The organism is Enterococcus sp. AZ196 (assembly GCF_050498845.1).
GTDB classification, from domain to species: domain Bacteria; phylum Bacillota; class Bacilli; order Lactobacillales; family Enterococcaceae; genus Enterococcus_A; species Enterococcus_A murrayae.
In genome coordinates this window covers 3,250,975-3,266,618 of record NZ_JBIPAM010000001.1, presented here as the reverse complement: position 1 = coordinate 3,266,618, position 15,644 = coordinate 3,250,975, and the positions used below count along the sequence as shown (strand labels likewise).

The 15,644-nt window shown below is 39.7% G+C and carries 18 protein-coding genes; 2 read left to right on the top strand and 16 right to left on the bottom strand.

Annotation, left to right across the window (positions count from 1 at the left end):
- Positions 1–237 precede the first annotated feature (237 nt).
- From dapB to IGI67_RS15645, 11 genes are all read right to left on the bottom strand, one after another.
- Positions 238–1,038 carry a 4-hydroxy-tetrahydrodipicolinate reductase gene (dapB, locus tag IGI67_RS15695; RefSeq protein WP_207106901.1) on the bottom strand — a complete coding sequence of 267 codons (801 nt, stop codon included), beginning with the start codon at positions 1,036–1,038 and terminating at the stop codon, positions 238–240.
- Between the two features lie 123 nt (positions 1,039–1,161).
- Complete coding sequence (locus tag IGI67_RS15690) at positions 1,162–2,202, bottom strand: glycosyltransferase family 1 protein (RefSeq protein ID WP_429958322.1); 1,041 nt, start codon at positions 2,200–2,202, stop codon at positions 1,162–1,164.
- 208 nt (positions 2,203–2,410) lie between these two features.
- Positions 2,411–3,058, bottom strand: a complete 648-nt coding sequence (locus IGI67_RS15685) for a hypothetical protein (RefSeq protein ID WP_207106903.1) — start codon at positions 3,056–3,058, stop codon at positions 2,411–2,413.
- Between the two features lie 151 nt (positions 3,059–3,209).
- Complete coding sequence (locus IGI67_RS15680; protein ID WP_207106904.1) at positions 3,210–3,770, bottom strand: glucose-6-phosphate isomerase family protein; 561 nt, start codon at positions 3,768–3,770, stop codon at positions 3,210–3,212.
- A gap of 25 nt (positions 3,771–3,795) precedes the next feature.
- Positions 3,796–4,575, bottom strand: coding sequence for a glucose-6-phosphate isomerase family protein (locus IGI67_RS15675; RefSeq protein WP_429958321.1), 780 nt, complete (start codon positions 4,573–4,575; stop codon positions 3,796–3,798).
- Positions 4,576–4,591: 16 nt separating this feature from the next.
- A complete protein-coding gene (locus IGI67_RS15670) occupies positions 4,592–6,325 on the bottom strand; it encodes a class I mannose-6-phosphate isomerase (protein ID WP_207106906.1) in 1,734 nt (577 codons plus the stop codon).
- Between the two features lie 35 nt (positions 6,326–6,360).
- Entirely contained in the window at positions 6,361–6,780 is a 420-nt protein-coding gene (locus IGI67_RS15665; protein WP_207106907.1) for a PTS sugar transporter subunit IIA, read from the bottom strand.
- Positions 6,781–6,805: 25 nt separating this feature from the next.
- Entirely contained in the window at positions 6,806–7,648 is an 843-nt protein-coding gene (locus IGI67_RS15660) for a PTS system mannose/fructose/sorbose family transporter subunit IID (protein ID WP_207106908.1), read from the bottom strand.
- Positions 7,648–8,460 carry a PTS mannose/fructose/sorbose/N-acetylgalactosamine transporter subunit IIC gene (locus IGI67_RS15655; RefSeq protein ID WP_207106909.1) on the bottom strand — a complete coding sequence of 271 codons (813 nt, stop codon included), beginning with the start codon at positions 8,458–8,460 and terminating at the stop codon, positions 7,648–7,650. The genes IGI67_RS15660 and IGI67_RS15655 overlap by 1 nt, the downstream gene beginning before the upstream one ends.
- An 18-nt stretch (positions 8,461–8,478) precedes the next feature.
- A complete protein-coding gene (locus IGI67_RS15650) occupies positions 8,479–8,967 on the bottom strand; it encodes a PTS system mannose/fructose/N-acetylgalactosamine-transporter subunit IIB (RefSeq protein WP_207106910.1) in 489 nt (162 codons plus the stop codon).
- A 149-nt stretch (positions 8,968–9,116) separates the two neighbouring features.
- The gene (locus IGI67_RS15645) at positions 9,117–9,854 is read right to left on the bottom strand and encodes a GntR family transcriptional regulator (RefSeq protein WP_207106911.1); all 738 of its coding nucleotides are present in this window, start codon (positions 9,852–9,854) and stop codon (positions 9,117–9,119) included.
- 215 nt (positions 9,855–10,069) lie between these two features.
- On the opposite strand from IGI67_RS15645, the gene IGI67_RS15640 reads away from it, so the two are divergent.
- Positions 10,070–10,291 carry a hypothetical protein gene (locus tag IGI67_RS15640; protein WP_207106912.1) on the top strand — a complete coding sequence of 74 codons (222 nt, stop codon included), beginning with the start codon at positions 10,070–10,072 and terminating at the stop codon, positions 10,289–10,291.
- A gap of 137 nt (positions 10,292–10,428) precedes the next feature.
- Entirely contained in the window at positions 10,429–11,064 is a 636-nt protein-coding gene (locus IGI67_RS15635; RefSeq protein WP_207106913.1) for a DUF998 domain-containing protein, read from the top strand.
- 203 nt (positions 11,065–11,267) lie between these two features.
- Here IGI67_RS15635 and IGI67_RS15630 read toward each other — a convergent pair whose 3' ends face one another.
- The 5 genes from IGI67_RS15630 to IGI67_RS15610 all read right to left on the bottom strand — a co-directional run bounded on the left by IGI67_RS15630 (position 11,268) and on the right by IGI67_RS15610 (position 15,641).
- Positions 11,268–12,032, bottom strand: coding sequence for an acyl-CoA dehydratase activase (locus IGI67_RS15630; RefSeq protein ID WP_207106914.1), 765 nt, complete (start codon positions 12,030–12,032; stop codon positions 11,268–11,270).
- Entirely contained in the window at positions 12,020–13,198 is a 1,179-nt protein-coding gene (locus IGI67_RS15625) for a double-cubane-cluster-containing anaerobic reductase (protein ID WP_207106915.1), read from the bottom strand. Before IGI67_RS15625 ends, IGI67_RS15630 begins: the two co-directional genes overlap by 13 nt.
- Positions 13,199–13,664: 466 nt before the next feature.
- Entirely contained in the window at positions 13,665–14,318 is a 654-nt protein-coding gene (locus IGI67_RS15620) for a TerC family protein (RefSeq protein WP_429958320.1), read from the bottom strand.
- A gap of 95 nt (positions 14,319–14,413) precedes the next feature.
- Positions 14,414–14,836: a DUF2000 domain-containing protein gene (locus IGI67_RS15615; protein ID WP_429958319.1), complete on the bottom strand. Its 423-nt coding sequence runs from the start codon at positions 14,834–14,836 to the stop codon at positions 14,414–14,416.
- A gap of 1 nt (position 14,837) precedes the next feature.
- Positions 14,838–15,641 carry a helix-turn-helix domain-containing protein gene (locus tag IGI67_RS15610; protein WP_429958318.1) on the bottom strand — a complete coding sequence of 268 codons (804 nt, stop codon included), beginning with the start codon at positions 15,639–15,641 and terminating at the stop codon, positions 14,838–14,840.
- Positions 15,642–15,644 lie beyond the last annotated feature (3 nt).

The window sequence follows — 15,644 nt, the reverse complement described above, 5'->3', positions numbered from 1 at the left end:
TACAACAACATGCTGATTCAACTGTTTGAAGATTACGTTTTGCAATGCTGTTTGCCATGAGTCCTGACCTCCTTAATTGATTGCACTCAATTTAGCATTAACAAAATAAGATGTCAATCAATTCATTCACAATTTTTTTTAAAATAACTGAGTTCTATTTTTTTACAGCACAAAAAGACTGGTTCCAAAATCAACTTTTTTAAGTTGAAAAGCAGTTCAAAAAAACCAGTTAATCTTCTATAGTTTTAAAACATCTGCTACAGAATAGTAGCCGGCTTCCTGATTGGCTAAGAAAATCGCACAATCACAAGCGCCTTTGGCAAAACCGCGCCAATCCGTCGCATGATGACTAATTTCCAACCGCTCTCCAAAGCCGCCAAAAAAAACAGTATGACTGCTAGGAGTGTCTCCCATGCGCACGGAATGATATCCGATCGATCCCGGTTTACGTTCTCCCGCTCCTTCCCGACCATAAACTGCTAGTTCAGGAAGTTTCGCGTCCAATTCATGAGCGATCAGCTCTCCCATTTCTTTTGCCGTACCACTAGGAGCATCTTTTTTCCAACGATCATGCATCTCCATGATTTCGATATCTGTTTCTTGTCCTATTGCAGAAGTTGCCAATTGCAGCAGTCGATTCATAACATTTACCAACTTAGAGGTGTTCGCGGCATATAGCATCGGAATCGTCCTGCCGCCTTGTCGAAACAGCTCCTTTTCTTCGGGACTAAAGCCAGTTGTCCCGCAGACCAAAGCTTTCTTGTATTCTTTTGCTACACGCAAAGTTTCCAGACCCATCTCCTTTGTGGAAAAATCGATGATCACATCACAGTCCTTAATGACTTCCGTTAAATCATCCACCACCGACACGCCAAGATCACGCCCAAGCATTGTCACCTGACCCAGATCTTGTCCAATATAGTCGCGCCCCTTTGGACCAACACCGGCAACCAGTGTTAATTCCTCACTATCAGCTGCAATCTGTGTAATCAAGCGTCCCATTTTTCCACGCGGTCCAATAATAATTGTTTTGATCAATTTTTTTCCTCCTACAAATTAGTAAAACGATTTCAAAAATAGTTTACCATGGGCAGGAAGTAAATAATCATTAAATTACCGCAACAAAGAACCCTCTTTCCAAAAAACAGGATTGGACAAAAATTATCTACGCTTCTTTCTTTTCTTGTCTTCCTTTTTATTTTTCTTCTTTTTTCGCGATTCACTTTTTTTCTTTTTTCCATACTTCGTCTCTTTGATCAATTCATCCTTATATTCCCGTTTCTTTTGCTTTTCACTCTTCGGTTTTTTATAAACAGTTTTCTGAGATGGTGCAGATGCCGTCACTTGCTTTTTAGGACTGGAAGTTGCTTGTTCTTCGGTCATAAGTGCTGTTGAATTACTATTTTTTTCAGACAACGCACCGACCTCTGCTACCTTTTCAGGCAACCGCTCACAATTCGCTTTCTTCCCCAATGCTTGACTAACATTTTCGACTTCACTTGAAGTATTTGTCGAGTGAGAGTCGCTGTTTACTATTTTGTTTTCTGTTGAAGGGTGTTCATCTACTGCCGCTTCCTCCTGTACCTTTTTCTTTTGTACAAGCGATTTGCGTGTGCAATTCACAATATCCGATTTCTCTACTTTTACAAACCTTCTAACCCCGGCTTTTTTAAAAATCGTCAATGTCGTCAAAAGCTCTAATAGCGCATCAGCCTTTTCTATCGCTATATTGGGATCAGCGTCGCCTAAATTCCAAGTGTGCAATTTACCATTTGCGTCCTCAAAAACCGAAATGAGTTTATATTGTTGACCGTTTAATTCTTCTACAGGAGTCGTTTTTTCTTGTAAATAATTTTTATATAAACGAAGAGATGTATCCACCTTATGGTATTCTTTGACGTTTTTAAACATCCGTGCTTTGACCAGTTTCCACTCTCCACGATCAAAGTAATTTTCAAAGAATGGGCAGAAACGGCGCAGTAAATCTGTCGGCTCTGCATGAAGGTATATTTCGTGTATCAGCTCTGCAAAAATCAGTGAGAAATCTCCGATCACGAAGGCATTTCTTATCATGACCGCAATGGCATATTCCACTACCGCAGCTGTATTTTGTGTATCCTGATAAAAAGTCTGTACTTTCCCTTGTAAAGATTCTCGTTTCATTCCAAAAATTTGTCGTTGACCTAATGTTTTCGTTTGCATTAATTTCTTCCTCTCCGTATATAATTTGTATTTTTTACTTTCTTCATAGCTTCAAAAATAAGATACTCCAAAAAAAGTAAAAATTATCTATACGGACTTAAAAAAATAACTCAAAATCATTCATATTTTTTTACGAAATGAATAATTACAACTCATCGTTAAATAAAAAAACACCTGAGATGTTTCTCTCAAGTGATTTTAAAGACTATTAGAAGAACATTTTTAAGAATGACCACAAGTAACGCAATAGGCGAAACAAAATGAATAAGAGGAAAATATTTCCAAAAATAAAGCTGAATGCATTACCTGCACTGGCCTTAAGGTTGCTCAAGGTAAAGCGTCTTAAGAAACGCGGCATGGAGTTATAGCCATTACGTTTCAATCGAAAGCTTTCTTCATAGGTGAGATCAAGCATGTCATAATACACAATCTGCAATGGCTCTCGAGAAAAGAAAGCTTTGGAAAAGCCAACCATCAGTGTGTACTGCTTACTATTAGAAGGCAAGTTTCGCACACCTTTTTTATTGATCCGAACCTTCTCGTCATCATCTACCACATTGTAACTGTACTCTTCTTCTTGAATTTTATGGATTTGCACCTCAGGCTGGTTCTCTTCAAGAAAGGCTTGGTAGACCTCCGAAAATTTTTGCTTTTCTAAAAAAAGATAGACTCCCAGTCCAACAATCAGCAGCATCAGTAAAATATTCAAAAACAAATTATCTTGAAAAATTCCACTATACGCCATGATGATAATTAACGCAGCTCCGCAGATAACAATACGTTTCCAATAATAATTCTGATACATGATTCTGATGGTCCGTTCATAGTACTCAAAATCGGATGCAGCAAAATTCATCGACTTGTCCTCCCCTCATAAACTTCTCAGTTTTTAGTATAGCGGAGCAGAAGACAGATGTCAGTCTATTTAAATTATTCGCAAAAAAAGCTGCTTCACCTTAAAACTATCTTTAAAAAAGCTGAATCGATAAAATCGATTCAGCTCATCCTTATTCATTAGATGTAATAACACGCTCCCCTTTTGCATCGCAAATTACTCGTTGCGGGAACATTTCTTCTGGCGACGCATAATCGTGACCTGACTCTGTTTGCCAACAGGCAGAAACCGATAACACTTCGGTCCCTGTATTGATCAGACGATGTGCTGTATTTCCAGGAATATAATGAACCGATCCAGAAACGACTTCTTCTAAACGAGTCTCACTATTTTGAGTCATCATTAATAGTCCACGACCCTGCAAACCAAAATAATACTCACCGGTCTCTCTTTTTGCGTGAAAGTGTCCTTTTGTTAAATAATATTCTTTGCCTACAACTCCTGGATACAAGTGCGTAATTCCAAAATATAGTCCTCCAGGCGTTCCTTCGGTTAGATTATTATCCTGATACTCTACTCGATACATTACTGTTTCCGGATCTAGCGCCTGATAAGCTGCTGAATCTGAAAAGTAGCCCGCCAAATCTTTTGCTCGTGTTTTCTTCTCTTGGATACCACTGCCTTCTAACTTGAAGGTTTTGTTATTGTATATAACATCACTCTTTTTAATCATCCCAGCTTCTTCTCCTTATTTTTCATCACGGAATATAATTCAACCATTTACTTTTGTATAAATCTGGTCGAACAACAAAATCAAATTTGGCTGTTTCTTGCTCATATTGTTGATAAATCGGTCGTTCTGTATCAATTGAGAACTCTGAATACTCCCGTGGCTTCTTTTCTATCAACTTCTCTACTTGATAACTTGGATTCTGTTCCCAAATAATCGTGCCTTGAGCATCAAATTTTGGATAAAAGGCTAAACCGTTATGTTCTCTAACGTCTGCGTACTCAAAACCGAAATCTCGTACACACCATGCTCCGAAAATCATCCGTTCCGTCTTTGATGCATTAATCGTACAATGCGCCCATCCTGGCGGAACGATCACGACTTCCCCAGCCTTTGCATGAATGGCATAGCAGCGTCCAGGATTATCTGTTGCTCTTTCCTGCATATAGATGATTGCTTCGCCTGACCAGATTTCATAGACTTCAGGTGTCGACATCAGACAGGAATTAGAAATCGCATGAATATGACCTTGGCTTTTGACCGGCTCTTCACCGATCGAACCATCGGCATATGCGACAATTCCAAAAAGCAGCTCGCGTGCCATTAAATCTGCACGATCTTTTTTTAACCCGACATCCATCGCAATCGAATAAACAATTTCAGGACCTTTTGCCTCATGATCCGCCATACTGTGGAGAATATCCTTTAAATAGCGCTGCTCAGCCCGAGGAGGACCAAAAACAGTAGTAGGATAAACAAACTCATGAGTGGTTTCATCAAAGGTTATTCCTAACCCAGTTTCAAACATTTTCTTCCTCCTTGGATTATGCCAAATTTCTAACAAAAGCTTGTATTACCGCGACTTCTTTAGCCGGATCTCCTTGGTTGACCAATTTATATTCTTTAACCGCTTCTGGTACAATAAAGGTCTCACCATAGTGGATCTCAAATGGAGCAAAGCTATTATCCAAGCTTTCCACCGTGATTTCTTCCCCTTCCACCAAATTCAACATGTTAACGCTTTGATGAACCTTTACCTTCGCTTCCTTCTTAAACCAATGTCGGTGTGTCTCAATAAATTCTAACTCATGCAAGCCTGTCTTTTCAACACGACCTTCGTTATCTTCATAAAGTGTTTCGAAAGGATTTATCAGATTATCTTGGACCCAAGCCGTGTCATAGTCCGTATTTACGTTCGCTTCGCCATGTACTAAGTGAACGGGTCTTGGAATTCCGTCCAAACCTAAGCGTTCCCAATCCCATAATTTAAAAGTAAAAATGTAGGGTGTTTGGCTGATCTCTAATACCACGGTATCCGGACCGCCGCAATGAATCGTACCTGCAGGAATCGAATAATGATCATGTTTTTTTACAGGAAAACAATTGATATATTTTTCATCAGGAAAACGATAGTCGCCTTTTTCTGCTCGGTGTAATTCGTCAAATAACTCTGCTTTTTCGGTCCCTTCTTTTACCCCTAAATAGATTGTTGATTTTTCAGAAGCCTGTAAAATATAATAACTTTCATTTTGTGTATAGGGCATGCCAAATTTCTCTTGAATATAATCCACCCGCGGATGCACTTGCAAACTTAAATTACCGCCACCTACAGTGTCCAAATAATCAAATCGAATCGGAAAATCATTTCCAAAGCGTGCATGGACTTTTTTACCAAGCAAAGAAATTGGACGCTGGTGCACAACATTGATAGCAGGAATCTCAATTTTTGTTCCTGAGAAGTTCAGACATAAGCTATTTTCTTCTGGTACACCATCAAAAGCCCAGCCATAGTTTTCCTTCTCAGAATCCAAGTTGAACTCTTCCTTCATCCATTGTCCACCCCAAACACTGGCATCAAAATAAGGAACCAGCCGGAATGGCTGTGCTACTATTTGATCCAATGCTGTACGATAACTTTCGCCATCCACCATTTTCACTTGGTTCGGAACATTCGTATCAATCAAATAATCCATTTGATCCGTTAATTTCTGTTTCAATCGATCAGCGACACGCCATTCAAAGAAAAAGCCGCGTTTTACTTTTTTAAGGTTGTCTTCATGCTCATTCGCTGCTTTCCAGTTCGGCATCCCAGCTCGATGACGTTTTTGAATTTCCCATCGAGTCAGATCGGCATAACATAAAATATCTGGATTTGGCAGCAAGATTGTAGCTCCTGTCCCGTATACAACAATATTCTTCTGCTCTTTTGCTAATTCCTGTTGGATTTGCTTTACTTCATATTCTGGATAAAATTCATCTAAAGTCGCATGAGACAAAATTCCAAAGACACGATCTTCAGTTAAATTCGCCGCAATTTTTTTCGTTACGGTTTCAGCATCATAAGCATAGTCATCGGCCTTTACTAATCGTACATCTGTCAGTTTACTGAATAGCTGCTGTTCCAGTTCAGATAAATCTACACCTGGATAACATTCCAATGTAATCTTTTTCTTTCCAGCGACAAATTGCTGATTTAATTCCTCAGCAATTTGATCATAGCTTGTCCATGTTTGTGAATCCTGTTTAATCTTGATTTCTGGTCGCAAATTATACGTCATTTCTACCCCTCTTTAAAAATCATAATGATATGACATTAGAATTCCTCGTCATCGTCTCCATCTGAGAAATCCATTCGGTCAATACTTTCTTTACCGGCCTTAAGCCCATCTGTAATCAAATCCTGAAAATTTTTTCCATCGCGCATCAAAATCATATCCAATAGCATGGCTAGGTTCATACCCGACAACATTTCAACTTCAAGCTTTGTTTGCGAAAAGACATCATACGCATTCGCTCCAGGAGAACCTGCTGGGATATCGCAAATAATCAGCAGTTGCTTAATCTCTGTAGGCAAATGGTCAGCCAATTTTTCCAGTTCTTCTCGATAGCTAGCTATCCCTGCTTCTTCTAGTCCTAGTGAAAAGAAACTTTTCTGTTCGCCAGCCACGAACTCTACAGCTTTTTTCATGCCATGAGCCAATTTCGAGTGGCTTACCAATAAAACTCCAATCATAGTTGCTGCTCCTTATTCATTATTTTTAGAACATCGTTTGAATCAAATAAGCAATTCCCACGCCACCAAAGGCCGTCACAAAATAGAGGCCGATCAATTTTAAGGCGGAGACACCCTTTTTCGCCATCAGATACCATGAGACAAGTACCAAGACTAACGGCAATAGGTTCGGGAAAATACCATCTAAAATTTGTTGGATATCGATTTTAGCACTGCTGAATTTCAATACGATCGGCAGCTTCAAGCTTACATAACTTGCGGCGACTCCTCCGATGACAATCATTCCCAAAACAGAGAAAGCCTGTGTAATTTGCTGTGCTTTTTCTCCAACGAATGTATCGACTGATTCGGCCCCAAGTTCATAGCCTTTGAAGAATAAGAAACGAGAGCCTAACATAATAATCGTATTATAGGCAACAATATAGAAAATCGGACCTAAAATACTTCCATTTTCGGATAGGCCCATCCCAATCGAAAGCAAAATCGGAATCAGCATCCCAGGAATCATAGAATCCCCGATCCCAGCTAAAGGTCCCATCAATCCAACCTTCAATCCGTTAACAAACTCATCATCGATTTCTTCTTTCCCTAGCGCCCGCTGCTCCTCTAACCCGACTACCACACCGTTGATCAGCGATCCTATTTGCGGTTCCGTATTATAAAAGACCGAATGTCTTTTCAGCATCGCTTTTTGTGCTTCAGGATCATCCTTGTATAACCGTTTCGCAATCGGTTCCATTGATAAAGCGAACCCGAAAGCTTCTAAAAATTCAAAACTAGTCGCTACTAAGTTGTACATCATCCATCGAATATAGGATTTATTCAGCGTCTTTTTATCTAAAAGCTGATACGATCTTTTTTGTTCCATTAAAATTCCTCCTCCTCGTCGAAATCGTCATACGAACCATCCTCTGTCGCGATCTTCACTGCTGGTTTAACCTTTGCTTGGAAGTAAATATACGCGATCACACCGGCCACTACTGCCAAAGCGATCATATTTAATTTCAAGAAGATAACACAGATGAAACCAAAAACGAAGAATATCAGCATAATGTCTTCTTTAACAACTGCCGTCAGCAGCATCACGATCCCGATAGCCGGTAAAGCACCACCCAAAATGCCCATTACGTCAATCAAGTATTGCGGCATACTCGCTAGTAATTCTTTAGCAAAGCTTGAACCAAAATAAATCACTAAAAAGGAAGGGAAAAAGCGCAAAACAAAACTCAACAGCTGCGGACCAACGATCGTATTGAAGTGAAATGCTTTTTCGTTTCCTTCTTCAATTGCCTTTTGTGCGCGATGATTCCAAAACGAATTAGCCACTTGGAAAAAGTTAAATACAATCGTACCAATAACCCCGATCGTTGTTGCTAAAGTCACTGCGACTTCGGTCGACGAATTAGATAAAATGGCCAGAGCAATTGCCGGATATGCTACAAAGTTCAAATCAGCTGGCATCTGTCCACCAGGCGTCACCATTGCGATGTATACTGCCTGAATAGCAACACCAATAATAATTCCTTGTGTCACATCACCTAAAATAAGTCCAATCAAAAATCCCGATACTAACGGTCGGCTGATAGTGTACCATCCGCCAGTCAATCCCATTAGCCAGGGAGTGCCCAAAGCGCCCAAGTAACAAAGTAATGAGATCAATACAGCTTGGAAAAAGAGCATAATAAGTTCCTCCGTTCTTTATTTTTTGATATCTTTCCAAGTAAAGCCTTTTGAATCCGGTACTAATTTAAACTGAATATCCATTCCTAATGCATCCAACCGTTCAAAGGCTTCTCTTTCGCCTTCAGTGATCGCTACATTTGGTCCGATTTTTTCTGCTCCTTCTCGAGCACTCATTGGTCCGACATTTAAAATCGGATAGCATGCAATAAAATCGGCTCCGGCTTCATACAAACGCACAAGGGTCTCAGGTGTCTTAGCAATTAGAAAATAATTTTTCTTACTCCCAACAATCTCCTCCCACTTCAAAGCTGTACGATCCACCGTCATAACAAAGCCTTTCAGAGGTTTTGGAACAGCTCCTTTGAGCACCTTTGATAGAGTTGGATTATTTGCAGAAGGGTCATCAACTGCTACGACACCATCACATGCTCTTTCACTCATCCAGCGCGTCACTACCTGTCCATGAATAATCCGGTCATCAATTCGAATAAACGATATTGCCATTTTTTACACTCCTATTCTCTTTATGTTATTTTGTTATAACAATAGCACAAATTGATTATATGTCATTTCAATTAAAAAGACAACGCTTTCTTTATAGTTTTTAAAAAAAGTGCAAGATAATCGAAATTATTTTGCACTTTTACCCATATCTAAATTTCAACATAGTAACGATATTGGTCGCCAATATAGTAGCAATCACTGATCTCTTTGTACTGTCCGTCAGATCTTGAGACCATCCGAACTCTTTTCAAAATCGGAGTATTCTCGGGAACATCCAATACTGCTTGAATCTCTGGTGTCGCAATCAGCGCCTCCACGTATTCTTTGCTCTCACTCATAACGATGTCAAATGTTTTCAGATAATCGTACAATGAGCCGTAGTAATCTTTACTGTCTAGTGAGAATTTTTCAGTATAAGGAATATGCGTAACAAAATAGGCAAATGCTTTACCGTCATCCACCCCTCGGGTTCTTCTAAGTTGAAGGACTTTTGAGCCTTTTTCGATTCCTAATTGCTGAGAAATTCGTTCAGAAGCCTCGATTAAGCTGACTTGGGCTTGCAATGTTCTAACCGTTTTCCCCAGCTCTTCCATTTCCCGAGTAAAACTTCGCACCATTGTGTAGTGTTCCTTTTCAGTTGAATGATCCATTGATAAAACGAAGGTTCCTTTTGCTCGTTCACGATACAAGTGTCCTTCACGAACCAATTCATCGATCGCCTTTCTGATCGTGATTCGGCTAACATTATAGATCTCACACAAATCTAGTTCTGGTGGAATTTTTTCGCCATCTCCCCACTCTCCTGAAACGATCTTAAAACGCAAATCATCTGCTATTTGACTATACAAAGGGCTTGCACCTTTCCCTTTTGCTAATTTTTCGTTCAAGCTATCACCCCTTAAAAGTTCTATTGTTATAACAATAATCTATTTTGACTAAAATATCAACCTTTTGAGAAGGCGGTTTCTTTTAGCTATTATCAATAGTTAAGTTTTAAAAAACGGTTTTAATCTTTAGTGTTTTCTTCTTCTTTTCTACTTATGGCGTAGTATAATGAAGAATAGAAAAACGATTACGTTTAATCAAATGAAGGAGTACGCTCATGAAGATCGCTATTTTTCTCTCAGCTGCACTACTTGTGCTGGTCAATTTTTATCTTTTTTACGTTTATTTCAAAGAAAAGCAGATCGTGGATAACTTAGAACGATTGGCTGTTATGTTCGGTGCTAATATGAGCGTACTCTTTGTCGATAGTCTGATCCTCTTTTTTGGTGCTCTAGCTGAAGAAGGCATGTTCTTAATGACGATTATAAGCGATCTCTGAAAAACTGCGACCTGGTTGAGGTCGCAGTTTTTCATTATGTGAACGATTCTATAATATAGAAATAATGACACCTCATATTTCTCGAATTTGAACAAAAAATAAAGTATGATGAAGAAAACTTTCTCAAGGAGTCGTCGATGACTATTTTAAAAAAACTTTCTCCGCTATTTCTGACCCTCGCCGTTTTTGGGGATTTTTCATTACCCTATTATTTGGGCCTCTCCTATCCTGGATACGATCAGATAACGATGATCATCAGTCAACTGGGTGAGTCCACTAGCCCTGTACAAGTCTATTTCAATAATGGCTCCATCGTTACCGGCAGCCTGTTTATCTTATCAACTCCAGGTGTCTATGACTTTTTTCAATCAAAATCAAAACGTTTGGCTCAGATATTAGCTGGCGCTATCGCACTATATGGGTTTGGCGACTGTATTTTAACTGGATTAGTAAAAATCAATGATTCAGCCAGTTTCTTTAGCCCTGCTTACTTTTTACACGCAGCATTCTCAGGAATATCCATGGTAGCGATGATGTTTGTTCCGTTGCTGCTAGCCTATCGGGCAAAGCTGAAACAGCAAAAAAATGTTTGGCTTTTCTATTCCGTCTGTCTACTCGGATCGATTGTAGCACTGCTATTATTTGCCGCTTACTACTTGCCAATAATCGGTCCTCTGCTGACATCCACTCGCGGATTTTGGCAGCGGCTTTCGCTATTTTTCTTATACTTGCCAGCACTTAGTATCGCTTTTAGACAGCTAGGAAGTAAATGAAGAAAAGAGAACTTTGTAATGGCGCAAACGAAAAAAGGACTGAGACATTCATTTGTCCAGCCCTTTTTTAGGTTCCATACTATTTGGTCTTGGCACTAAAACTGAGTAGGACCTCTTCAATATCAAAGTGAAAACTTTCTGTCTCTCAGTTATTGTTTGGACCTTATTCCTTGAAGCTAAACCCTTCTGCCCTACCTTTTTGCTTATCCTAATTTTTTAATCCCAATCTGCGCAGCTCCGATCGCTCCTGCATATTGAGACAGTTCGTCGCATTTAACTGGTGCTGAAACATATTGTTCTAGTACTTTTGCAAAGGTCGCACTTTTGGAAAGGCCACCAGTGAATAGTACTTTTTCACCTCGAGCGGGTCTAAGCTTTGAATATTGGCTGCTGATCCGCTGCGCGATAGAATGGAGAACTCCCAGCGCAATATCTTCTCGATCTTCACCTTTTGAGATCAAGCTGATCACTTCTGATTCAGCGAAAACGGTGCACATACTGTTGATCGTAACAGGTTCTGCATCCTGCACAAACTGATCCAAATCTGTAATGTCTTCTCCTAATGTTCGCATCATCACTTCCACAAAACGCCCGGTTCCAGCGGCACACCGATCATTCATGCTGAATTCCACAACATTGCCTTTGCCGTTCAACTGAATCGTTTTACAGTCCTGCCCACCGATATCAATAACTTGCTTCACTCCAGGGGATAGATAATCGGCGCCTTTGCCATGACAAGTGATCTCTGTAATGACTAAATCTGCAGGCAGCAGTTTTCTGCCATAGCCAGTCGTTACTAATTTCAAATCATTTAATACATACTTTCGTTTGAAATAGCCTACCACATCTGACATGGCTTTCTTGGGATTCCCAGCAGTTGGAATCAAATACTTGTCGATCAATTCCTCATTGGAGAAAAGCACACCTTTTGTTGTGGTAGAGCCAGAATCTAAACCTATTGTGTACATACAGCCTCTTCCTCTAACATTTCGATAAACGCGGTTACACGTGTGTTGATTTGTTCGATGTCTGAAGTCGAATAATCAGTCTCCAAATACATATAGGGAATCTGTTTTTCTTCATTCAAGAAACGTTTGATCTTCAATGATTCCACCGAAAACGGAATGCAGTTCTGCAACACCATGTCGATCACGCCATCTACTTGATAATCATCGATCATTTGACTCAATAATTCTTTACGGGGTTGGTTATTGGACATGCAGGCACAGCCGATATTGATATATTTGTCCGTCAACGCTTGATAAACATCTTCTTCTGTTTCATCAACTAAGCGTTCCACTGCTTTTGCGACCGTACAATTTTCATAAGCTACTACTAATCCGCCGTTTTCTTCGATCGCGCGAATCACTTTTTCTGTAACTCCCCCCATCGGTGAACCCGTCACTAAAATCCGTGGTTTTTTATCCAAACGTTCGCCAGCTTCATATTTTTCTTTGACTTTGGCAGTCGTTTCTTCTAGCATCTGGATAACTTCTTCTTTGTCGAATTTGTATTGCGAGCCGTACATCACTTGGAAAATCTCTTGACCGGTGATTGCCGGCGGGTTCAACTGGCCTAGTCGGTAAAAATCTTGTTTCGCTTTGCGTTCGCGATTTTTTAACACGATCGCTTCTCGAATTTTTTCATCAGTAATTTTGACATCTAAGAAATCCTCTAGTTTTTCCTTGAAACGAACCAATTCGCTATACCATAATTTTTTACTTTCTTCCGTATCGCGCATATGCGGTAGCTGCATCAAATAAGTATCTTTGAATTCTTCCATGTATTCATACATTTTCTTCTTGCCATCACAGGTCGTTTCCCCTACAACTAAATCAGAAAAATAGAAATACGGGCATTTATCCGTTTTTCCAAAACCATAACTTGATTTGATCAATGGACAAAGGTTCCGCGGCAGATCTTCTTCAGCATCTGGAATCGTCTCATCCGAAGTTGAGCACAAGCTGATTTGGATCGCACCGCCAGCAAGCACCAATTCCTCTGGCATGAAGGTGCAATACACACCAACGACCGGCTTGCCTTTTTCCTTGATTTCCTTAACAGTTAAAAACCCTTGTCTTCTCGCTTCGCCGAATTCATCAAAAATCTCTGGTAAACTTGTTCTTAATTCCACACTATCCATTCCTTTCTCATTTTGAGGATTTCTTTTTTTATCGCCTATTTTCCATGAAGCATAATAATCCACTTGTAAATTAGCATTTTTCCTCAAATAGAAAAAGAGCACACCAAAAAAAGGCAGCTCCTGGATAATTTTTATTTTAACTTATCCGAGGAGGAAAAATGATTGATCGACGCGCTTAGAACCTCTAAGTTTTGTGGCATTCATAGTCATCGCTTAAACATTATTTCCACCTCCAGATGTGTTTCTTTACATTTTCAATGGATGTTGTCTTACCCCATCCTAAAGTTTGTGCAAACACTTACAATTACTCCCTAAGTATAACGAAGGGATTTTTCCCCCGCAAGACTTCCAAAAGAGAATCGTTCTCACTTCTATACACGCTTCAGCAATTTTTGACAACAAAAAAACTGCTGCAACTGATTTGCGGCAGTTTTTCTTCAAGTTCTAAAAAACGAGACTAAGACTTTTTGCGATTAAAGAGGAAATACATACCTACTAACAAGACACATGAAGCGATAGAAACAACATGTCCGTTGCTCAATCCACGGATAAGATGATGAATAAAGTTATCTTCCACCAACATCGATCCAGCGGTATAAGCAATCAACAGCGCGCCGATCCAAATCAGCCAAGGGAAACGATCCATTAGCTTCAGAATGACCTGACTCCCGAAAATCACGATCGGAATACTGATGATCAGCCCTAAGACTGCCAACATGAAATGACCATCTGCAACACCTGCAATCGCCAATACATTATCCAAGCTCATCACAAGATCAGCAATAATAATCGTACGAACCGCAGATAGAAGTGTGGTTTCACTTTTAACAGCTGCCTCTTCTCCATTGGATCGCAATAAATCATAGGCAATGTAAAACAGCAAGACTGCTCCAACGATTTTCACATATGGAACGGTTAATAATTCGACTGCGATCAGCATCAAAAGAATTCGTAATACGACTGCGCCTGCTGTCCCAATCACGATCGCTTTATTTTGTGAAGCGGCAGGCAATTTTCGCGTTGCCAATGCAATCACCACTGCATTATCACCGCTTAATACCAAATTTAATACAATAATCGAAAGAACCTTCGATATAATTTCAATACTCATGTCACTACTCCCCCTAAAAAATCATCTCATCTAAAATACCACTTTTTGCTGAAAATAGCATGAAAATGAACGTATGATTTTGTTAGGGATGTTCCTCAGCGCAACAATGGCAGACTACCAGTCAATTTATTAACTTGTTTTTTATTACCAAAAAGCGTTAGTCCAAAATAATCGATCGCAGACTCTGGGACTTCTCTCATCTTTTCGATATATTCGTTATAGGTTTTACAGCCTTGTGCAACATCGAAAAAATCGACGACCGTCAGCTTTTCAAAATTTGGTTCATATAGGCGTTCCCGCATATTTCGCAGAAACTCTCGATTGCCTTTTAAAATAGGGATCGGAAACTCGATGATTCCTTGATGTTGATAACCACTCTGATCAATGACATCTTGGCCTACAACTTCAGGGAAAAGCTTTCCGATTGTTACCCCCATCACAGCTGTACTATTTGCAATAATTCCTAACGGCATGGATTCATCCACTACCATCACACATTTTAACTCATCGGCTGACATTTTATACCTCTTTTCTTTTTTCAAAAATTGTTCGATATTGATTTGGGGTCAAGCCAATGAACCGGCTGAAATAATTTGTAAAATGACTCTGATCATAAAAACCTGTTCGATCAGCCGTCTCGGTCAAGCTATAGCCTTGCTCCAGTAATTCCTTTGCTTTAACGATTCGAAATGTTTCAAGATAACGATAAGGCGTAATTCCTTTTTCTCGCGTAAATAGGCGAACCAAAGAATGCTTATTTAAATGAACGATCTTGCAAAGCTGCTCCAGAGTAATTTTCTGATCATAATGTGTCTCTAAGTAGCTGCAAACGTCAGCGATCGTTCCCTGCTCATCTGTTAGTATCGACTGTGCTGTCTGAGTATATTGCTGCAGCAGTTCCTCAATAAGTAAGATAAACAGCGTTTCCTTTTCTTCCACATCGCCATCATTCATGAGCAGTTGGTGCAGCTGACGAAAATCCTCCGCAACTTTTGTTTGGGCCTGCATCGGTGCAAGAAATTTAGGCAAATCAGCTCCTGTGAAAGGCTGAAATATTTCTTTTTTTAGATTGATACAAAGATACGTCAAACGCTCACCTTCGATTCCTTCACAGCTATGATTGTCATAAGGGTTGAACGTTAACAAGTCTCCGGGAACAAGCTTGTACTCTTGACTATTGACCACCAAATTTCTTTTTCCCTCTTCAATCAAGCCAATTACATAATAATCATGGAAGTGATTTGGAAAATTTTGTGACACTCCCGTAAAGGAATACGCCTCGATCCCTAAGTCCTTGTCATAACAAATAATTTTCTGATTCAACGT